14 protein-coding genes are annotated in these 19,763 nt (G+C 68.6%); 6 read left to right on the plus strand and 8 right to left on the minus strand.

All coding sequences use genetic code 11. From position 1 onward, the window contains the following. Position 1 precedes the first annotated feature (1 nt). The 3 genes from B0F77_RS11880 to B0F77_RS11890 all read left to right on the plus strand — a co-directional run bounded on the left by B0F77_RS11880 (position 2) and on the right by B0F77_RS11890 (position 5,934). The gene (locus tag B0F77_RS11880; protein ID WP_086662961.1) at positions 2–1,915 is read left to right on the plus strand and encodes an acetyl/propionyl/methylcrotonyl-CoA carboxylase subunit alpha; all 1,914 of its coding nucleotides are present in this window, start codon (positions 2–4) and stop codon (positions 1,913–1,915) included. A 5-nt stretch (positions 1,916–1,920) separates the two neighbouring features. After that, entirely contained in the window at positions 1,921–3,072 is a 1,152-nt protein-coding gene (locus B0F77_RS11885; protein ID WP_086662910.1) for an acyl-CoA dehydrogenase family protein, read from the plus strand. Positions 3,073–3,198: 126 nt separating this feature from the next. Beyond that, on the plus strand, positions 3,199–5,934 hold the full coding sequence (locus tag B0F77_RS11890; protein WP_245847979.1) for a hypothetical protein: 2,736 nt from the start codon (positions 3,199–3,201) through the stop codon (positions 5,932–5,934). A 58-nt stretch (positions 5,935–5,992) separates the two neighbouring features. Here B0F77_RS11890 and B0F77_RS11895 read toward each other — a convergent pair whose 3' ends face one another. Beyond that, a complete protein-coding gene (locus B0F77_RS11895; protein WP_086662912.1) occupies positions 5,993–7,528 on the minus strand; it encodes an acyl-CoA dehydrogenase family protein in 1,536 nt (511 codons plus the stop codon). A 169-nt stretch (positions 7,529–7,697) separates the two neighbouring features. Here B0F77_RS11895 and B0F77_RS11900 point away from each other — a divergent pair, with 169 nt between their 5' ends. Further along, positions 7,698–8,948, plus strand: coding sequence for an FAD-binding oxidoreductase (locus B0F77_RS11900; RefSeq protein WP_245847991.1), 1,251 nt, complete (start codon positions 7,698–7,700; stop codon positions 8,946–8,948). After that, a complete protein-coding gene (locus B0F77_RS11905) occupies positions 8,949–10,181 on the plus strand; it encodes an SAM-dependent methyltransferase (RefSeq protein WP_086662914.1) in 1,233 nt (410 codons plus the stop codon). A gap of 328 nt (positions 10,182–10,509) precedes the next feature. On the opposite strand, the gene B0F77_RS11910 is transcribed toward B0F77_RS11905, so the two are convergent. The 4 genes from B0F77_RS11910 to B0F77_RS11925 form a co-directional block, all read right to left on the minus strand. Next, the gene (locus B0F77_RS11910; protein WP_086662915.1) at positions 10,510–11,343 is read right to left on the minus strand and encodes a S1C family serine protease; all 834 of its coding nucleotides are present in this window, start codon (positions 11,341–11,343) and stop codon (positions 10,510–10,512) included. 67 nt (positions 11,344–11,410) lie between these two features. Then, a complete protein-coding gene (locus B0F77_RS11915) occupies positions 11,411–13,444 on the minus strand; it encodes a putative bifunctional diguanylate cyclase/phosphodiesterase (protein ID WP_158102671.1) in 2,034 nt (677 codons plus the stop codon). Positions 13,445–13,614: 170 nt separating this feature from the next. Next, the gene (locus tag B0F77_RS11920) at positions 13,615–14,082 is read right to left on the minus strand and encodes a GNAT family N-acetyltransferase (RefSeq protein WP_086662917.1); all 468 of its coding nucleotides are present in this window, start codon (positions 14,080–14,082) and stop codon (positions 13,615–13,617) included. After that, the gene (locus B0F77_RS11925) at positions 14,079–15,179 is read right to left on the minus strand and encodes an LLM class flavin-dependent oxidoreductase (protein WP_086662918.1); all 1,101 of its coding nucleotides are present in this window, start codon (positions 15,177–15,179) and stop codon (positions 14,079–14,081) included. The genes B0F77_RS11920 and B0F77_RS11925 overlap by 4 nt, the downstream gene beginning before the upstream one ends. A 191-nt stretch (positions 15,180–15,370) precedes the next feature. Here B0F77_RS11925 and B0F77_RS11930 point away from each other — a divergent pair, with 191 nt between their 5' ends. After that, on the plus strand, positions 15,371–17,065 hold the full coding sequence (locus B0F77_RS11930) for an FAD/NAD(P)-binding protein (protein ID WP_086662919.1): 1,695 nt from the start codon (positions 15,371–15,373) through the stop codon (positions 17,063–17,065). On the opposite strand, the gene B0F77_RS11935 is transcribed toward B0F77_RS11930, so the two are convergent. Genes B0F77_RS11935 through B0F77_RS11945 form a run of 3 tightly spaced genes read right to left on the minus strand, consistent with a single transcriptional unit; the run spans position 17,054 to position 19,720 of the window. Next, positions 17,054–17,521, minus strand: coding sequence for a flavin reductase family protein (locus B0F77_RS11935; protein ID WP_086662920.1), 468 nt, complete (start codon positions 17,519–17,521; stop codon positions 17,054–17,056). The genes B0F77_RS11930 and B0F77_RS11935 overlap by 12 nt on opposite strands. Continuing rightward, entirely contained in the window at positions 17,518–18,009 is a 492-nt protein-coding gene (locus B0F77_RS11940; protein ID WP_086662921.1) for an NADPH-dependent FMN reductase, read from the minus strand. Before B0F77_RS11940 ends, B0F77_RS11935 begins: the two co-directional genes overlap by 4 nt. 55 nt (positions 18,010–18,064) lie before the next feature. Further along, a complete protein-coding gene (locus B0F77_RS11945) occupies positions 18,065–19,720 on the minus strand; it encodes an FAD-binding dehydrogenase (protein WP_086662922.1) in 1,656 nt (551 codons plus the stop codon). Positions 19,721–19,763: the final 43 nt, after the last annotated feature.

Raw genomic sequence — 19,763 nt, forward strand, 5'->3', positions numbered from 1 at the left:
CATGTTCGACAGCGTTCTGGTGGCGAACCGCGGGGAGATCGCGGTCAGGGTGATCCGCGCGTTGCGGTCGCTCGGGATTCGGTCCGTCGCCGTGTACTCCGACGCGGACGCCGACGCGTTGCACGTCCGCCTGGCCGACGAGGCCGTGCGGATCGGGCCGGCGGCGGCCCGCGAGAGTTACCTGTCCATCGAGAAGATCGTCGCCGCGGCTGTGTCCACTGGCGCGCAGGCGATCCACCCCGGCTACGGCTTCCTCGCGGAGAACACCGCGTTCGCGGCGGCCTGCGCGGAAGCGGGAATCGTCTTCGTGGGACCGCCCGCGTCGGCGATCGACGCGATGGGCGACAAGATCCGCGCGAAGCTGACGGTGTCGGCCGCGGGCGTGCCGGTGGTGCCGGGGCGCACGAAGGAGGGCATGTCGGACGACGAGATCGTCGACGCGGCCCTGGAGATCGGTTTTCCGGTGCTGCTCAAGCCTTCCGCCGGCGGTGGCGGCAAGGGCATGCGGCTGGTGCACGAGGAATCCGCGCTGCGCGAGGCGATCGAGTCGGCCAGGCGGGAGGCGCGCGGGTCGTTCGGTGACGACACGCTGCTGATCGAGCGGTTCATCACGAACCCGCGGCACATCGAGATCCAGGTGCTCGGCGACTCGTACGGCAACGTGATCCACCTCGGCGAACGCGAGTGCAGCCTCCAGCGGCGGCACCAGAAGATCATCGAGGAAGCGCCCTCCCCGTTCCTCACGCCCGAGGTGCGCGAGGCGATGGGTTCGGCGGCCGTGGACGCGGCCAAGTCCGTCGGGTACGTCGGTGCGGGCACTGTCGAGTTCATCGTGGACGGTGCGTCCGGCGACTACTTCTTCATGGAGATGAACACCCGGCTGCAGGTCGAGCACCCGGTGACCGAGATGGTCACGGGCGTCGACCTCGTCGAGTGGCAGCTCCGCGTCGCGTCCGGTGAGGTGCTGGACCTCGAGGTCGAGCTGCGGGGCCACTCGGTCGAGGCGCGCGTCTACGCCGAGGACCCGTCGCGCGGCTTCCTGCCGACCGGCGGCCGGGTGCTGGCGCTGAGCGAACCGACGTCGGTCCGCGTGGACTCCGGGCTGTACGAAGGACTTGTCGTCGGTTCGGACTACGACCCGATGCTCGCCAAGGTGATCGCGCACGGCCGTACCCGCGAGGAAGCTCTCCGGCGCCTCGATCACGCGCTCGGTCAGATGGTGCTGCTCGGCGTCACGACGAACATCCCGTTCCTGCGCGCACTTCTGCGCGACGAGGACGTTCGTTCCGGTGCGCTGGACACGGGTCTGGTGGAGCGGAAGCTGGACTCGTTGACCTCGCAGGGCATTCCGGACGACGTGTACGTGGCGGCCGGTCTGGAACGGTCGTTGGCACCGCACGGCGACGACCCGTGGGACGAGCTGAGCGGGTGGCGCGTCGGCGAACACGCCTGGACGACCTGGCGGATCAACGACGTCGACGTGCGTGTGCGCGGTGACGAAGTTGTTGTGGGCGCTGGAGAACCGGTGCGCGCGCGGGCTCGTCGCGAGGGCTCCGATCTGCTCGTCGGATCGCGCCGGTACTCGATGGCCCGCGACGGCGACGTGCTGTGGCTGGGCCACGACGGCGCCTCCTGGGCGTTGACCGAGGCCGAGTTCCTGGTGGGCGCGTCCGGTGGCGCCGCCGCGTCCGGTGGCCCGGTGAAGTCGCCGATGCCCGGCACCGTGCTGGTGGTCCGCGCCCAGCAGGGCGAGGAAGTGACCGCCGGTCAAGCGTTGTTCGTGGTCGAGGCCATGAAGATGGAGCACACCGTCACCGCACCGGTCGACGGCGTGCTCGCCGAAGTGAACGTTCAGGCAGGCCAGCAGGTCGCACTCGACCAGGTGCTGGCCCTCGTCGTCTCTCACGAGGAGTGACACCGATGTTGGACTTCAGGCTCCCGAGCGAGTACGAGGACCTGCGCAAGACCGTCGAGGAGTTCGCGCGCGACGAGGTGGCCCCGGTCATCGGCGACTACTACGAGCGCTGCGAGTTCCCGTACCCGATCGTCGCGAAGATGGGCGCGATGGGCCTGCTCGGCCTGCCGTTCCCGGAGGAGCACGGCGGCATGGGCGGCGACTACTTCGCGCTGTGCGTGACGCTGGAGGAGCTCGCGCGCGTCGACTCGTCCGTCGCGATCACGGTGGAGGCGGCCACCTCGCTGGGCGCCATGCCGATCTACCGCTTCGGCACCGACGAGCAGAAGGCCTTCTGGCTGCCGTCGCTGACCTCGGGTGAGAAGCTCGGCGCGTTCGGCTTGACCGAGCCCGGCAGCGGTTCGGACGCCGGTGCGCTGGCGACGACCGCGCGGCTGGACGGCGACGAGTGGGTCATCAACGGCACCAAGGCGTTCATCACGAACTCCGGCACGGACATCACCGGCCTGGTCACCGTCGCCGCCGTCACGGGCACGCTCCCGGACGGCCGCAAGGAGATCTCGTCGATCATCGTCCCGTCCGGCACCCCGGGCTTCACGGTGTCGAAGAAGTACTCCAAGGTCGGCTGGAACGCCTCGGACACCCGCGAACTGTCGTTCCAGGACTGCCGGGTGCCCGCCGCGAACCTGCTCGGCCAGCGCGGCCGCGGCTTCGCCCAGTTCCTGCGCACGCTGGACGAGGGCCGCGTCGCCATCGCCGCACTGTCGGTCGGCCTGGCCCAGGGCTGCGTCGACGAGTCGGTGCGCTATGCCCACGAGCGCGAGACGTTCGGTGCGAAGATCGGTACGTACCAGGCGATCCAGTTCAAGATCGCCGAGATGGAGGCCCGCGTGCACACCGCGCGGCTGGCCTACTACGAGGCCGCGTCCCGGATGCTGCGCGGCGAGCCGTTCAAGAAGCAGGCGGCCATCGCGAAGCTCGTGTCGTCCGAGGCGGCGATGGACAACGCCCGGGACGCCACGCAGATCTTCGGTGGCTACGGCTTCATGAACGAGTACCCGGTCGGCCGGTTCTACCGGGACGCCAAGATCCTGGAGATCGGCGAGGGCACCTCCGAGGTCCAGAAGATGCTGATCGCCCGCGAACTCGGCCTCTAGTCCGTTCCATCTAAATAATCGAAAAGCGCCGGTTCGAATCGCTCTGTCCGGCTACCGTCATCTGCCTTCCGCACGAGTGTGAGGGTGCAGATGACAGGTAGCCGGACAGAACCCGTTTTCCCCGGATTGCGAGTACTCCTCGACGTCATTCGCGGTCTTTGTGACCGGCCGGGGTTCTTCTACCGGAGCAAGACCGAGGAAGTGGTCGGTGACCAGCCACTTCCGCTGCTGTACCTGGAAAGCGAAGCCAGTCCGACGCCATTCCTGCACGCCCTGGAGCACAAGCTCGACGAGGGCCGTCCGGCAATCCCGCACGCCTATGTCGACGTGTCCGCGGTCGGCGCGGAAGTGGACAAAAGATGGCCACCGGAAGCGCGCGAGACCAAACCGCTGCTGCCGTTGCTGGACGTGTTGAGCCATCGGCTGTCCGAGGTCCACGTCGGTTCCGAACGGCTGACCCGGTTCGACCACTACCGGCTCGTCGACTGGCTCACGAGCAAGCGGCTGCCGCGCAAGCCGGGGCGGGACGACCGGGCGAGCGTCATCGAGCTGCTGCGGCAGTGGACCGGCCGGAGCGCGCAGGACGGCGAGGCGTTGAACCGGGCCGTCGACGCGTTCATCCCGAACCTCGTGACGAGGCTGGGGCTCGGGCTGGTCGCCTGGGTCGGCAGCAAGGCGGGCTTCCGCTGGCTCGGCAAGCGGGTGCCGGGGCTCGCGCGTGAGTCCAAGTGGTTCATGCGCGGGCAGAACTTCGCGCTGCCCAACCACTCCATCGAGTTCTTCGGGTTCGCCGAGCGGTTGACGCTGGGCCGGCGCGAGTCCGAGAACGAGGACCAGATCAAGCTGCTGCTCGTGCACGCGTTCCTGGAGGACCTGCGGATCGCGTACCGGCGGCGCCGGCGGTTCCTGCCGCGCCGGGCCGGATTCCGGCGTACCGCCTACATCCCCGTGCTGCTCGACGGGGTGACCGAGGGCAACGGCGGGTGGGAGCTGCTGGAGCTGATCAACGTCGTCCGCAACGAGACCGGCGAGCTGGACCCGTTGCTGGTGATCGCGGCGAGCTCGGTGCAGCCGGCGCTGTCGCAGCGCCTCGGCACCACACCGCTCGCGCCGGAGGAGGCCGCCGAGGCCCTCACGACGTGGCGGGAGGAGCTGCCGCGCAAACGGCAGATGCTCGCGCCGGACGCCCGCTACCTGATGATCAGACTGCCGTTCCCGAGGCCGGACAAGAAGAAGTGGACGAGCACGCCCGCGTTCCAGGCGGCGCCGGTGCGGTGGCTCGCGAAGTCGCGGCGGCTGGAGGCGATCATCACGGCCGTCGTCGTGGTGTTGCTGCTGCCGGGGTTCGTGACGGTGCAGAACCACATCCAGGCGAACTGCTCGATCGTCGGCTCCGCCATCTCACCGGGCGTGTCGACGCGGCTGATGGACGTCGCGGGCAACCTCGAATGCGTGGGCTACAGCGCCAACAGCAGCCAGGTGTTCGGGTCGAACGAACGGCTGCGCTGGACCCAGCAGGCGGTGTTCGCGCAGAACGAGGAGGCCGAACGGCTGCACGAGGCCGATCCGAGCCGCCCCTTCGTGTCGTTGGTCTACTTCTCCAGCCTCACCCACAAGGACACCAACCCCGACGCCGACCACTCCAGGGCGGAGGAGCTGGAGGGCATGCTGGTCAAGCAGCGGCAGCAGAACGTCCCGTCCCAGACGGAACCGCTGCTGCGCGTCGTGATCGCGAACGGTGGCGCGATGATGCAGCGGGCTCCCGAGGTCCTGCGGGAGATGCTGACGCCGTTGCTGGAGCGTGACGCCGGAATCATCGGCGTGGTCGGCCTCGACCGCAGCGTCACGGAGACCAAGGACGTGATCACCGAACTCGGCGCGCTCGGCGTGCCGACCATCGGCACGACGCTCACCGAGGCGTCGCTGCCGACCAGGTCGTCGATGTACTTCCAGCTGATCCCCGGCAACGTCCGGCAGGCCGACCTGGTCCGGCGGTACGCACAGCACGTTGCCGCGACCAAGGTGACGATCTACCACCCGCCGTTGAACAAGGGCGACGTCTACCTCGATGACCTGGTCAACGTGCTCGGCAAGGAGCTGGCGAACGCGAAGGTGAACCTCCAGGCCGTTCCCTGGGCCAGGAGCCCGCAGGAGGTGCCGTCGCAGTGCGTCGAGGACCACTCCAGCGAGCTGGTGTTCTACGCGGGCCGTGAGGAGGGCTTCGGCGAGTTCCTGCGGGCGATCGGCAGGGACTGCTACGACAAGAACCGGCTGCCGCGCATCGTCGCCGACGACGCCATCATCCGGTTCATCGCGCAGAAGGCCAGCCGCGTGCAGGACTCGCTGGCCGGGATGCGCGTGTCGTACGTGAGCATGGCGGGACTGGTGGTGCTGGCCGGAAAGCCGTGCGTGGAGGGCAAACCGAGCCCGCAGACCCGCGGCGGTCTGCCGCTGGACGCCTTCTGCGCCGGCTACAGCAGGCTGAACCAGGAGATCCAGGAGTCCTCGCTGCCGGCGGAGGACAAGCCGGTCAAGCCGTGGCCCGGCGAGCACCTGGGGGTGGCCTACGACGCCGCGGGACTCTTCCTGGAAGCCGTGCGCAACGCGCAGTCACGTCTGGCCGGCCTGCCGGTGCACACTCCGCACCGCGGTGCGATCGGTGCCGAGTTCCGCGAGCTGGAGTTCTTCGGCGCGACCGGACGCACGGACTTCAGCGCGTCGCGGATCGGTGAGCAGCGGAACTTCACGATCCTGGAGCTCACCGACATCCACGACTTCGGCCAGCAGCCCACGTGCGTGTTCCTGACCGGTGACCTCTACGGCCCGGACTCGCCACGCCAGCCCAACGGCTGCCCCGCTTGATGGCGTCTGCAAGTACTACCAAGAGCCCTGTTGGTGGTACTTGCAGACGCCGAAAAAGCTAGAGCTTCGGGACAGCTCGGTCGATGATCGAGGCGAAGTCGGTGGACCTGGGGAGAGTGCCGAACGCGACTCCCCAGTCGCCGCCGAGCCGTGAGCCGAGGAACGCGTCGGCGACGGCGGGGTGCCCGTGCTTGACCAGCAGGGCACCCTGCAGGATCAACGCCATCTTCTCGACGACGCGGCGCGCCTGCGACTGGTCCACATCGGACAACGCGGTGCCGAGTTCGTTCAACGCCCTGTCGATGCGCTGGTCGACCCCGCTGACCACGCCGAGGAACTCCTGCACCGACTCGGGTTCCTTCTTCATGGCGCGCAGCACGTCGAGCGCGGCGACGTTGCCGGAGCCCTCCCAGATCGACATCAGCGGTGACTCCCGGAACAGCCGAGGAATCCCGCTGTCCTCGATGTAACCGTTGCCGCCCAGGCACTCCAGCGCCTCGGCCGCGTGCACCGGCCCGCGCTTGCACACCCAGTACTTGGTGACCGCGAGCCCGAGCCGCGGCCGGTGCTGAGCCAGCCACATCGCGGCGGTCGTGGCCGCCTCGGACTCGATCGCGAGGTCCGCCAGCACGTTGCGCATGGCCGGCTGGTCGATCAGGTACTCGCCGAACGCCTTGCGGTGGGCCGCGTGGTGCGCGGCCTGCCGGAGCCCGGCGCGCATGCCCGCGGCGCTTCCGAGCACGCAGTCGAGGCGGGTCATGTTGACCATCTCGATGATCGTGCGCACGCCGCGGCCCTCGTCACCGACGCGGTGTGCGAACGCCTCGTCGTACTCGATCTCGGCGGACGCGTTGGACTTGTTGCCCAGCTTGTCCTTGAGCCGCTGCAGGAAGAACCGGTTGCGCGTGCCGTCCGGCAGCACCCGCGGCACGAGGAAGCACGTCAGTCCGCCGGGCGCCTGCGCGAGCGTCAGGAACACATCGGACATCGGCGCCGAGGTGAACCACTTGTGCCCGGTGAGGACGTAGCCGTCGTCGACCGGCCGGGCGGTCGTGGTGTTCGCCCGGACGTCCGACCCACCCTGCTTCTCGGTCATGGACATGCCGGCGATCAGGCCGCGCTTGCCGAGCGGTGCCTTGAGACCGAAGTCGTAATCCCGAGTGGTGAGAAGAGGTTCGTAGATTTCGGCCAGGTTCGCCTCGACGCGCAAAGCGGGCACAGCCGCATAAGTCATCGAAATCGGACATCCGTGGCCGGCCTCCACTTGCGACCAGACGTAGAACTTCGCGGCCCGTTCCAAGTGGTGACCGTCGACGTACGCGTGCAGGCCGTTCGAGACGGCGACGTTCATCAGATCGTGCCAGGCCGGGTGGAACTCGACCTCGTCGATCCGGTTCCCGAACCGGTCGTGCGTGCGCAGGACCGGCGGATACGCGTTCGCGAGCCGGCCGTGCTCCTGCCACTCGTCGCTGCCCGCGAGCCGGCCGAGGTCGTGCAGGTCGGCGTTGTCGACCCAGCTGAGCAGCGCCGGGTCGTCCGCCACGTCGTGACCGCTCAGCGGCGGAACCTGGTTGGTCACCTCGTGCGTAGCCATGCCTCGCACGCTACTACTCGGTAGTAACTTTCGGCAGGGTTCGGCGATGATCGCTGGCCCATTCGGGCTTTTGGGCGTGCCAACGGCGCTGACGAGGAATAACGTCGTTCTGGTGAGTGACCATGGGCACAGCTCGGCCGTGTCTGCGCTGACCGCGCAGTACGCCGCTATGCGCGAAGGTGCGCCGGTGCGGCTCGCGAAGAAGACGTCGAACCTCTTCCGGTTTCGCGCCGATCAGTCGGGCGGGCTGGAGGTAGGCAGGTTCGACCGGGTGCTGTCAGTGGACCCGGTCGGGCGCACCGCACAGGTGCAGGGCATGACCACCTACGAGAATCTCGTCGCCGCGACACTGCCGCACGGCCTCATGCCGTTGGTCGTGCCGCAGCTCAAGACCATCACGATCGGCGGGGCGGTGGCGGGCCTCGGCATCGAGTCCACGTCCTTCCGCAACGGCCTGCCACACGAGTCGGTGCGGGAGCTGGAGATCCTCACCGGCGACGGCGAGGTCGTGATCGCCAAACCGGACGACGACCTGTTCCGCGCGTTCCCCAACTCCTACGGAACCCTGGGCTACGCGCTGCGGCTGGAGATCGAGCTCGAGCCGGTGCGCCAGTACGTCCGGCTGCGGCACGTGCCGTTCGGGTCGTTCGCGGAGCTCGCCACGGTCATCGAGGAGGTCTGCGCAGACGGTTCGGCGGACTTCGTCGACGGCACGGTGTTCTCGCGCGGCGAGATGTACCTGACGTTGGGGCACTACGCCGACATCGCGCCCTACACGTCGGACTACACCGGCAACCAGATCTACTACCGGTCCATCCAGCAGCGCCGCACGGACCACCTGACGATCCACGACTACCTGTGGCGCTGGGACACCGACTGGTTCTGGTGCTCGCGGGCGTTCGGCGCGCAGAACCCGGTCGTCCGTCGCCTGTGGCCGAAGCGCTACCTGCGTTCGGACGTCTACCGCCGTCTCGTGGCCAAGCATCGGCGGTTACGGCCACGTGTCGACGTGGAGCCGGTGATCCAGGACGTCGAGATTCCGGTCGCCGGCCTGGCCGACTTCCTCGACTTCTTCGACCGCGAGATCGGCATCGCGCCGGTGTGGGTCTGCCCGGTCCGCCTGCGCGACACCACGGGCTGGCCGCTGTACCCGATGGACCCGGACGTGCTGTACGTCAACGTCGGGTTCTGGTCGGAGGTCCCGGTGCGGCCGGGAGAGAAGATGGGTGACCGCAACCGGCTGATCGAGCGCGAGGTGGCGCGGCTGGGCGGCCACAAGTCGCTGTACTCGGACTCCTACTACACGGAGGACGAGTTCTGGCGGCACTACAACGGTTCGCACTACCGGTCCGTGAAGTCACGGTACGACCAGACGAACCGCCTGCCTGATCTGTACGCCAAGTGTGTCAGGGGACGATGAATGCGGTTGGCCTCCATTTTTCAGCGCATCACGGGTGGCAACGACGTTCGCTTCGAGGCCTACGACGGCAGTAGCGCCGGCCCGTCCGCCGCTCCGGTGTCGATCGACATCAAAACGCCGGAAGCCCTGTCCTACCTGGCTTCCGCGCCTGGTGAACTGGGCCTGGCCCGCGCCTACGTGACGGGACACCTGGAGATCCTCGGCGACGTGCACGCCGGCCTCGCCCAGCTGTCCGAGTTCTCGTTGCGGGAGCTCCCGTGGCTGCAACGCGTGGAGCTGCTGCGCTTCCTGGGCCGGATCCGGTTGTCGCACAAGGTGACGCCGCCACCGCAGGAGACCCGCCTGCGCGGCCTGCGGCACTCCAAGGCCCGCGACCAGCAGGCCATCGCGCACCACTACGACGTCTCGAACCAGTTCTACGAGTGGATCCTCGGCCCGTCGATGGCCTACACCTGCGCGGTGTACCCGTCGATCGAGTCCACTTTGGAGCAAGCCCAGTTCGCCAAGCACGACCTGGTGGCCCGCAAGCTGGGGCTGAAGTCCGGCATGAAACTGCTGGACGTCGGCTGCGGCTGGGGCGGCATGGTCATGCACGCGGCCCGCGAGTACGGCGTGCGCGCGATCGGCGTGACGTTGTCCCGCAACCAGGCCGAATGGGCCCAGAAGGCGATCGTCGAGGCCGGGTTGTCCGACCTGGCCGAGGTCCGTCACCTCGACTACCGCGACGTCCGCGAGACGGGCTTCGACGCGGTGTCGTCCATCGGCCTGACCGAGCACATCGGCAAGGCCAAGCTGCCAGGGTATTTCGCTGCTCTGTACGGCAAGCTGAAGCCGGGTGGCCGTCTGCTGAACCACTGCATCACCCGGCCGGACAACAAGCAGCGGGCGTTGTCCGGGCCGTTCATCGACCGGTACGTGTTCCCGGACGGTGAGCTGGTCGGGCCCGGCCACCTCGTGTCGTTGATGCACGACACCGGGTTCGAGGTGCGGCACGAGGAGAACATCCGCGAGCACTACTCGCTGACCCTGGCCGCCTGGGGGCGGAACCTCGACGCGCACTGGGACGAGGCGGTGGAGGAGGTCGGGGAGGCTCGGGCTCGGGTGTGGCGGCTGTACCTGGCCGCGTCTCGGCTCGGGTTCGACCGGAACAACATCCAGCTGCACCAGGTGCTCGGGGTGAAGCTGGACGGGACCAGGTCGCACATGCCGTTGCGGCCGGACTGGCTGTCCTGATCGTCGGTGGGTGGTTCCGCCATCGGGATTGCGGAACCACCCACGTTCCGGGCAACTGGTGACCGAAGAGGCGTTAACAGGCGGGTTGCACGTGTTGAATGCGATCTCGTGGCGGAGAAAACGGTCGAGGTTGAGCAGAGGCTGAACCTCAGCGACTACCTGACGAGGTACGAACCGCCTAGCGGCACGTGGTTCTTGCGTGCTACTCCGGCAGTGATCCGCGGCGTCAGCAAACCGTTGCCCGCATGCAACTGCGCGCCACGCTCATCACGTGCGACGTGCGCTTGGCCTCCGCTCCAGGGGCCAAGCGCACGTTCGACGTGATCTCCTAGCTCAGCTGGCCCACGATCTGCTTGGCCGTGTTGGACGGGATCGCGAACCCGATCCCCACGCTGCCGGCCTCACCGCCGCTCGACGCCGGCGAGTAGATCGCCGAGTTGATCCCGATCAGCTCACCGGCGGCGTTCACCAGCGCGCCACCGGAGTTGCCGGGGTTGATCGACGCGTCGGTCTGGATCGCCTGGTACGACACGGGTTGCGACCGCCGCGTCTCGCCGGGAACGGTCACCTTGCGGTCCAGCGCGGACACGATGCCGGTCGTGACGGTGCCCTGCAGGCCGGACGGCGAGCCGATGGCCATCACCGCGTCACCGACCTTCACCGAACCCGAGTCCGCCCACTTGATCGGCGTGAGGCCCGAGGCGCCGGACACCTGCAGCACGGCCAGGTCCGAGGCCGGGTCGGTGTTGACGACGGTGGCGGGCAGTTCGCGGCCGTCGTTGAACTTCACCGTGAGCTGGCCGCCGGACGAGGCGACGACGTGGTTGTTGGTGAGGATTCTGCCGTCCGCGGAGAGGATCACGCCGGAGCCGAGGCCGTTGGCGACGTTCACCTGCACCACCGAGGGCAGCACGTCAGAGGCGACGGCGCTCCAGTCCAGAGTGGACGTGTTGGAGATAGTCTGCGCGGAGACGGAGGAGGCGGCAGGGGGCGAGTCCGGCGAGGCGATCACCGCGCCGGTGACGCCGCCGAACAGGCCGGCGACGAGGGCCGCAGCCGTCAGCATGGGGGCCGTGCGGCGCCAGAACTTCGGCGCCGGGGTAACGGCGGGCTGCGGTTCCACCAGTGACCCGCTCATGGCGGGGAAGCTCTGCTCGGTCATGTTCCCAACGATGGACCGCCATCATGTGAACAAGCTGTGCGCAAAGCTGACTAAACCCTGATAAGAACTAGCTGAGAAGCAGCGAAGAGACTTCTGAGGCCGGCAGCGGCGGCCCGAAATGGGAACCCTGGGCGCCGGTGACGCCCAGCGCGGCCAGCCGGGATGCCTCGGCCTCGGTGCGCACGTCCTCGGCGTAGAGCGGCAGGCGCAGGATCCTGGCCCAGCGGAGCAACGCCTCCGAGGCGCTCTCGTCCACCCGGTTCGCGCCCGCGTCCAGGCCGTGCACGACGGCGCCGGTGAACTTCACGCCGCTCAACGGCAGCTGGCGCAGCCGGTCGACGCCGACGTTGCCGCCGTTCATCTGGTCCAGCACGAGCCCGATGCCGCGCTCGGCGAGGATCGTGAGCTCGTCCATCTGTTCGTCGTTCAGCAACGCCGGCAGGTGCTCGTGCAGTTCGAAGCGCAGCAGGGAAGCGGGGAGTCCGGTGCGCTCCAGCACGCGGGCGACCTCGGCGACGAGCTCCGGTTCCTGGCACAGCCGGGGCGGCAGGTCGATCGAGAGCACGGGCGTCCGCGGGCCCAGCGCCGCGTACCACTCGCTGGCTCGGGTGCAGGCCTCCGAAAGCGCCCAGTGCACGAGGCGGACGATCATGCCGTTGGCGGAGGACTGGTCCATGAACATGTTCGGGCACAACACGCCGCGTTCGGGGTGGTCCCAGACGATCTTCGCCTCCAGGGCGAGCACCGAACCGTCCGCGAGGGAGTGGATCGGCAGGTAGTCGACCCGGAACTGGCCCTCCTCCAGTGCGCCGGGGATCGACGCGGCCAGCGCGTAGCTCTCCTTGTCGCGCGCGTCCCGGTCGCGGTCGTACAACGCCCACTGCGCCTTGCCGTCGCGCTTCGCCCAGCCCACGGTGACGTCCGCGGCTCTCAGCAGGTCCACCGCGTCGCCGCCGCGGGCCGCCCGCGCCACGATGCCGATGCTGGTCGTCACGCCGACGCCGTGGCCGCCGATCCAGATCGGCTCCTCCAGCCGCGCGGTGAAGTCCTCGACCAGCGCGATCACGCCGGGCACGTCGCGCGGGTCCTTGATCAGGACACCGAACTCGTCCTCGCCGATGCGCGCGACCTTGCCGACCTCCTCGGAGAACACCGCCCGCAGGTGCCTCGCGACGTGCAGCAGCACCCGGTTGCCGGCCTCGTGCCCGAACGCGTCGTTCACGCCGCGGAACCCGTCGATGTCGACCTGCACGAGCGCGAGCGCCTCCGGGCCCTTCGAACCGACCGCGCCTTCCAGCCAACCGAGGAACTGTGCGCGGTTGGGCAGGCCGGTATGCATGTCGTTGAGGCTCTGCCGCACGAGCTGCGTCTGCAGCGCGCGCATCTCGTTCATGTTCTCGATCATCGTGACGAAGTACGGCGGCTCGCCCTCCTGCTCCCGCACCAGGGAGATCGCCATGTGCGTCTGGATCGTCTCGCCGTCGCTGCGGACCATCCGCTTCTCGACCCGGATGTTGTCGTGGTCGGACGCGATCAGCTGCTGGGCCAGCTCCCGCAGCGCGACCCGGTCGTCCGGGTGCACCAGGTCGCGGCCGCTCATCGTGCGCAGGTCGTCGTGGCGGTAGTCGAGCATCGCCAGCAGGGCCTCGTTGACGTCGATGATGTCGCCGGTGAGTGAGCTCACGACGATCCCGAACGCCGCGCTGTGGAAGATCGCCCGGAACTTCGCCTCGCTCGCCCTGACCGCGGTCTCGGCCCGGCGCATCGTGTTGATCGCGGCCGTGCGGCTGATCTCCTGCTGGTCGAGCGTGCGGTCGCGCAGCCCTTCGGCGAACCCGGCGGCGAGCGCGGCCAGCTGGGCCTGCGTCACCGGGGCGTGCTCACCCAGGTGGGTGAGTGACTGCTCCAGCGTCGCCGACGAGACGAAGTCGTTCTCCACCATGGACCGGCCGACCTGCCGAGCCGCGTCCACGCCACCGCTCTGCAACTGTTCGACGAAGCCGCCGAGCAGTTCCTCGAGCTTCTCGCGGGTGAGGCTCACTAGAAGCGTGTTGGAGATCGCCGCCGCCCAATGCACGGCGCGCTCAAGGCTCTCGACCATGTTCATTCAGCTCAGGTGGCCATTCGTGGGGGACCGGGGTGATCTGCTGATCCGCGGTACCACCGGGTGTGGTCCAACGGACAAGCTTACTGATCACTCAGTACGTGTCCAACCGAACCCCGATTCCCGGCCGAGAATCATGGGTTTGCCCACGAGTTCACTCGTTTGAACTAATGAATCTCCTTGCTGAACGCAAGCGGGCCAATTGTCATCGGGTCTGTCCCAACGTCGAACAACGGCGTGTACCCGGTCGCCAGGTAGAGCGCTTTCGCCTCGGGCTGACGCGGTCCGGTCGTCAGATAGATGCGGCGGTATCCAAACGTTCGGGCCTCGCTCTCCAGTTCTTCCACGACTCGGCGCGCGAGTCCGCGCCGGCGATGACGTGAATGCGTCCAAATTCGCTTCAGCTCCGCGGTTTCGTCGTCGTAGCGCATGAACGCGCCGCCCGCGACCGCCTCCCCGGCCTCCACGAGCAGCAGGAACTGTCCGTGCGGCGGCTCGAACACGTCCGCCGGTCGTTGCATCTCCTGCGCGCCCATGGGCCCGTACCGGGACGTGTACTCGTAGGTCAGCTCGACCACCAACGGCGCCGCGTCCGGGTCTGACTGCCGGACGCGGCGCACTTCGAGGGTGGTCATGCGGCCTTGGCCCGGTCCCGCTTCGCGACTTCCTCGCGCACCAGCGGAATCACGTACCTGCCGAAGTCGATCGCGTCGTCCAGCAGGTCGTAACCGCGCGCGGACAGGATGTCCACGCCCAGGTCGTAGTAGTCGAGCAACGCCTGTGCGACGGTCTCGGGAGTGCCGACCAGCGCGTTGGAGTTGCCCGCACCGCCCGTCGCCTTCGCGGTCGGTGTCCACAATGCACGGTCGAACCGCTCGCCGCGGTCCGCGACCGCCAGAAGTCGTTGGGAGCCGGTGTTCTCCGGGTTCGTCAGCGAATGCCGCCGGCTCAACGGACCGTTCGCCTTGCGCGCCTCGATCCGGTCCACCGTGCGGTGTGCCTTCTCCCAGGCCAGTTCCTCGGTCGGCGCGATGATCGGCCGGAACGCGACCTGGATCCGCGGCACGTCGGTCCGGCCCGCCTCCTTCGCCGCCTGCTTGACGGACTCGATCTGCTGGGCCGTTTCCGCGAGCGGTTCACCCCACAGGCAGAAGATGTCCGCCTCCGCGCCGCCTGCCGCGTACGCCGCGGGGGAGGAGCCGCCGAAGGACACGTTCGGACGTGGTTGCTGCACGGGGAAGACATCACTCACGAAGTCCGCGAAGTGGTAGTGCTCGCCGTCGTGGTCGAACGCCTCACGGCTGAGCCACGCCTTCTTGACGATCTGGATGTACTCGCGGGTGCGGCTGTAGCGCTGGTCCTTGGACAGGTAGTCGCCCTCGCGCTGCTGCTCGTGGTCCGTGCCGCCGGTGATGAAGTGCACCGTGAGCCGGCCGTCGCTGATCTGGTCGAGCGTCGCGAACGTCTTGGCGGCGAACGTCGGGTAGGACACGTTCGGCCGGTGTGCCAGCAGGATCTGCAGCTTGTCGAGCTTGCTGGCCAGGTACGCCGCCGCCGACGCGGGCTCCGGCGCCCCCGATCCGTACGCGAACAGCACGCGGTCCCACCCGTGCTCCTCGTGCGCGCGAGCGAGCCTGAGCGTGTAGTCCTTGTCGAACGCGCCGGCGGACGACCGCGGGTTCGTCTCCGACCCGTCGTTCGTCGCGGCGATCCCGAGAAACTCAACTGGCATGACCGATTCCCCAGAGTTGGTGGTGAGAGCGGGGTGCGTTGAGGGAGACGCCCTTCGAGTGCACACCCGATGATCGGGCGTCGCAACGGCGTCCACAGAGCGGGATTTGCTTGCACGCGCGGGGTACCGTGGTGGTGTTCGCGTTGAGGGGCGCGGCACGTTTCTCCTTGTCTTCCACGGAAAAGACGCGCATGCGCTCACTCGTCGTGATCGGCGGCGGCCCTCGTGCCGCCGGCCTGCTGGAACGCATCGCCGCCCAGTCGCCGTCGCTGGAGCTGGCCGTGCACGTCGTCGACCCGTACCCGCCCGGCGCGGGCCGGGTGTGGCGGCACGCGCAGTCACCGTTGCTGCGCATGAACTCCATGGCCGAGGACGTGACGGTGTTCACCGACTCCTCGTTCGACGGCATCGGTCCCGTACGCCCTGGTCCGTCGCTCGCCGAGTGGGGTGACGTCGACCCGACCTCGTTCCCGTCACGGCAGGTGCAGAGCAAGTACCTCGCCTGGTTCTTCGGTCACGTCAAGGAATCTCTGCCACCGAACATCTCGGTGACCGTTCACGAAGCGCGGGCGTTGAAGGTCGTCGGCAACTGGGTGTGGCTGGACAGCGGGGAATCGCTGCGGGCCGATGTCCTCGTGCTGGCGTTGGGTCACCTGGACGCCGAACCGGAGCCGGAACACCGCAAGCTGGCCGAACACGCGGCCGAGCACGGCCTGGTCCACGTGCCGCCGTTGTACTCGGCCGACGCGGATCTGGCGGAGGTGAGCGGAGATGTCGTGCTGCGCGGGTTCGGGCTCGCGTTCATCGACCTCATGGTGTTGCTGACCGAGGGCCGTGGCGGCCGATACGTGCGAACAGACGGCGAGTTGCGTTATCTGCCTTCGGGTGCGGAACCGCGGCTGTTCGTGGGCTCGCGGCGCGGTGTGCCGTACCACTCGAAGACCGGCTACCGGCTGCAGGGAACCCGGCCGTCGCTGCCGCACTTCTTCACGGCGGAGGCGTTGAAGGGTCGTTCGCTGGACTTCCGCGCCGACGTGTGGCCGTTGATGGCCAAGGAGATCGCCTGGGGTTACTACCACGAGCTCTTCACCGGTCATCCCGGTCTCGTGCGGATGTCGTTCGTCGAGTTCGCCACGTCGTTCGCCGCTTTGCCCTGGTACAGCGCCGAGATGCGGGAGCTCGAAGCTCTCGCGATCCCGGACCTGGCCGACCGGATCGACTTCGAACTGCTGGACCGTCCGCTGACCGGCCTGACCTTCGCGACGGCCGAGGAGTTCCAGGAGCACCTGCGGTCCTACGTCGAGGCCGACGTGGCCCGGCGCTCGGATCCGCGGCACAGCGCCGATCTGGGGGCGTTCCTGGCCCTGTTGTCGGTCTACGGCCAGATGGCGCAGGTGATGCCGCACGACGGCTGGTGGCACGGCTACTTCAGCTACCTGGCGTCCGGGCCCCCACCGGACCGGCTGGAGGAGCTGCTGGCGTTGTCCCGCGCGGGAATCGTGCGGTTCGTCGGCGCGGACATGTGGGTGGAGGCGGTCAACGGCGCGTTCCTGGCGGGCAGCCCGACGACGCCGGAGGTGGTGCGCGCCAACGGCCTGGTCGAGGCTCGCCTGCCGACGCACTCGTTGTCCCGCACAGCCGATCCGGTGCTGCGGTCGTTGCGCGCGGTCGGTGACGTCTCCGAGGACGCCGCCGGGCTGGTGCGGGTGTCCGCGGAGGGCAGGCTGATCAACGAGAACGGCGAAGAGGATCCGGTGCGATTTGCTGTGGGGCCTTACACGACCGGGAAGGCGTTCGCGGCGTTCGCCCGGCCGAACACGAACGCCCCGGCGTTCCGGCAGAACGACGTGCTGGCGCGGGAGATCCTGCGGACTTTAGGCGACTGAGGTGTAGCGCCCCTGGTGCCGCACCAGGGGCGCGGCGATGTCGGTGTACGTGATGTCCAGCGGTTCGCCGACCAGCGCCACGTGATCACCGACCGCGATCCGCCGGGAAGTCCGGCACCGCAACCGCACCGGCGCGTCCAGCAGCCACGGCACGCCGTCCTCGTCCGCCTGCCACCGCGTGCCGGGGCCGAACCGGTCGACGCCCTTCGACGCGAACAGGTCCGCGAGCCCGGTCTGCGCGGCGTCCAGCAGGTGCACGGCGAACAGCGGCGCGGTCCGCAGCACCGGCCACACCGAAGCACCCTCGCCGATCCACACCACCACGAGCGGCGGTTCGAAGGAGGCCGAGGTGAACGAACTGACGGTGGTGCCGACAGGTCCGTCCACGCCATGAGCGGTGACGATCGTGACGGCCTGAGCGTGGTGCCTCAGCGCGTTGCGCAACTGTTCCTTCATCGCCGCACCAACGCCTTCAGCACATCGGTGTCCAGGTCGAAGTCCGTGACGTCGGCGGGCAGCGAAGCCTCGTTCAGGAACAACGCCTGCGGCACCAGCGCACCCAGTTCGGTCAGCACCGGCCGCAGATGCACCTCGACGGCCAGCGCGTGCCTGTCCGACGCGGCGATCTGCAACGGCACGACGACCTTGCCCTTGAGCCACCCGGAGGGCGCCTGGTCCAGCACCGCCTTCAGCAGACCGGTGTACGCGGCCTTGTACGTCGGCGTGGCCACCACGAGCACGTCGGCCTGCCCCAACGTCTGGAGCGCGGCCTTGATCGTGTCCGGCTCCGTGAACACGGAGGGGGCGAGCGTCGCCGCGTCCACCACCGGTCCGTCGACGGGCACGCCCAGCGTCGCGGCCAGGGCCTCGCGCAGGGCCAGGGCAGCCTGCAGCGTGCGCGAGGCCGGCCGCGGGTTGCCGACCAGAACACCGATCTGCGTCATGCCTCCAGCACAGCCGCAAGCCGGGGGACCGTCAACCCGCGTCCACCACGCGGGACTACTTGACCGCGTCGGCCGCCGAACGTCCGGCCACGCGCCCGGAGAACAGGCAGCCGCCGAGGAAGGTTCCTTCCAGCGCGCGGTATCCGTGCACGCCGCCACCACCGAACCCGGCGGCCTCACCGGCGGCGTAGAGGCCTGGCAGCACCTCGCCGGAGGTGTCGAGCACGCGCGACGACAGGTCGGTGTGCAGGCCTCCCAACGTCTTCCGCGTGATCACCGACAGTCGCACGGCGATCAGCGGGCCGGCCTTGGGGTCCAGCAACCGGTGCGGCTCGACCACGCGGATCAGCTTGTCCGTGAGGAAGTGCCGCGCCGCGCGGATCGCGTTGACCTGCATGTCCTTGCCGAGTCCGGACGTGACCTGCCGGTCGCGCTCGACGATGATCTGCTCCAGCGCGGCGGCGTCGATGCGGTCGTCGCCGGTCAGCGCGTTCATGCCGCGGGCCAGGTCGGCAACGGTTCCGGCCTGGATGAACTCCTTCGACTTCTGCGCGAACGCCTCGACCGGCGCGACAGCTCCTGGCAACGCGCGCTTGAGCACCGCGCGGGTGTCCTTGCCCGTCAGGTCCGGGTTCTGCTCGGAGCCAGACAGCGCGAACTCCTTGCCGATGATCTTCTTGTTCAGCACGAACCACGAGTGCTCGTGGCCGTGCGTCGTGATGTGCTGCAACGACCCCAGCGCGTCGAAGCCGGGGAACAGCGGGATGGGCAGCCGGTTGCCGTCCGCGTCGAGCCACAGCGGCGACGGGCCGGGCAGGATCCGGATGCCGTGCTTGCCCCACACCGGCGCGTAGTTCGCGATGCCCTCGGGGTAGTGCCACATGCGGTCGGCGTTGATGATCGACGCGCCCGCCTTCTGCGCGATCTCCATCATGTGCCCGTCCACGAAGTCCGGCACGCCGGACAGCATGAACTTCGGCGGCGTGCCCATCCGCTCCGGCCAGTTCCTGCGCACGAGGTCGTGGTTGCCGCCGATGCCGCCGGACGTGACGATCACGGCCTGCGCGGACAGCGAGAAGTCGCCGACGACCGTCCGCGAGCTCGGTTCGGCGCGGTTCACCGACGACGGTTCCAGCACCTCGCCGGACACGCCGTCGCACACGCCGTTGGTGACGTTGATGCCGGTGACCCGGTGCCGGAACTTGAGCGTCACGAGCCCCTTGGCCACGCCCTCCCGCACCCGCCGCTCGAACGGCTCGACCACGCCCGGTCCGGTGCCCCAGGTGACGTGGAACCGCGGCACCGAGTTGCCGTGGCCGTTGGAGAGGTAGCCGCCGCGCTCGGCCCACTGCACGAACGGGAACCAGCGCACGCCCATGTTGTAGAGCCACGAGCGCTTCTCGCCGGCGGCGAAGTCCACATAGGCCTGTGCCCACAGCCGCGGCCAGTGGTCGCTGTCGCGGTCGAACGCCGCCGAGCCCATCCAGTCCTGCAGTGCCAGATCGTGCGAGTCCTTGACCCGGAGCCTGCGCTGCTCTGGAGTGTCCACCAGGAACAACCCGCCGAACGACCACCAGGCCTGGCCGCCGAGCGTCGCCTCCGGCTCCTGGTCGAGGAGGATGACCTTGCGGCCGGCGTCTGCGAGCTCCGCGGTCGCGACGAGACCTGCGAGGCCCGCGCCGACGACGATGACATCCGCGTCATGTGCCATCGGCCGAGCATAGTTCCACCGCTGATCACGCACGAGACCTGAA

This window comes from Lentzea kentuckyensis (assembly GCF_002150765.1).
In the GTDB taxonomy this organism is placed as follows: Bacteria; Actinomycetota; Actinomycetes; order Mycobacteriales; family Pseudonocardiaceae; genus Lentzea; species Lentzea kentuckyensis.

Coding starts and splice junctions, on each gene's coding strand:
- B0F77_RS11910 (WP_086662915.1), bottom strand. CDS start 11,343: ATGACCGAGCAGAGCTTCCCCGCCATGAGCGGGTCACTGGTGGAACCG.
- B0F77_RS11900 (WP_245847991.1), top strand. CDS start 7,698: ATGCGCGAAGGTGCGCCGGTGCGGCTCGCGAAGAAGACGTCGAACCTC.
- B0F77_RS11930 (WP_086662919.1), top strand. CDS start 15,371: ATGCGCTCACTCGTCGTGATCGGCGGCGGCCCTCGTGCCGCCGGCCTG.
- B0F77_RS11945 (WP_086662922.1), bottom strand. CDS start 19,720: ATGGCACATGACGCGGATGTCATCGTCGTCGGCGCGGGCCTCGCAGGT.
- B0F77_RS11905 (WP_086662914.1), top strand. CDS start 8,949: ATGCGGTTGGCCTCCATTTTTCAGCGCATCACGGGTGGCAACGACGTT.
- B0F77_RS11935 (WP_086662920.1), bottom strand. CDS start 17,521: ATGAAGGAACAGTTGCGCAACGCGCTGAGGCACCACGCTCAGGCCGTC.
- B0F77_RS11940 (WP_086662921.1), bottom strand. CDS start 18,009: ATGACGCAGATCGGTGTTCTGGTCGGCAACCCGCGGCCGGCCTCGCGC.
- B0F77_RS11880 (WP_086662961.1), top strand. CDS start 2: ATGTTCGACAGCGTTCTGGTGGCGAACCGCGGGGAGATCGCGGTCAGG.
- B0F77_RS11915 (WP_158102671.1), bottom strand. CDS start 13,444: ATGGTCGAGAGCCTTGAGCGCGCCGTGCATTGGGCGGCGGCGATCTCC.
- B0F77_RS11885 (WP_086662910.1), top strand. CDS start 1,921: ATGTTGGACTTCAGGCTCCCGAGCGAGTACGAGGACCTGCGCAAGACC.
- B0F77_RS11925 (WP_086662918.1), bottom strand. CDS start 15,179: ATGCCAGTTGAGTTTCTCGGGATCGCCGCGACGAACGACGGGTCGGAG.
- B0F77_RS11895 (WP_086662912.1), bottom strand. CDS start 7,528: ATGGCTACGCACGAGGTGACCAACCAGGTTCCGCCGCTGAGCGGTCAC.
- B0F77_RS11920 (WP_086662917.1), bottom strand. CDS start 14,082: ATGACCACCCTCGAAGTGCGCCGCGTCCGGCAGTCAGACCCGGACGCG.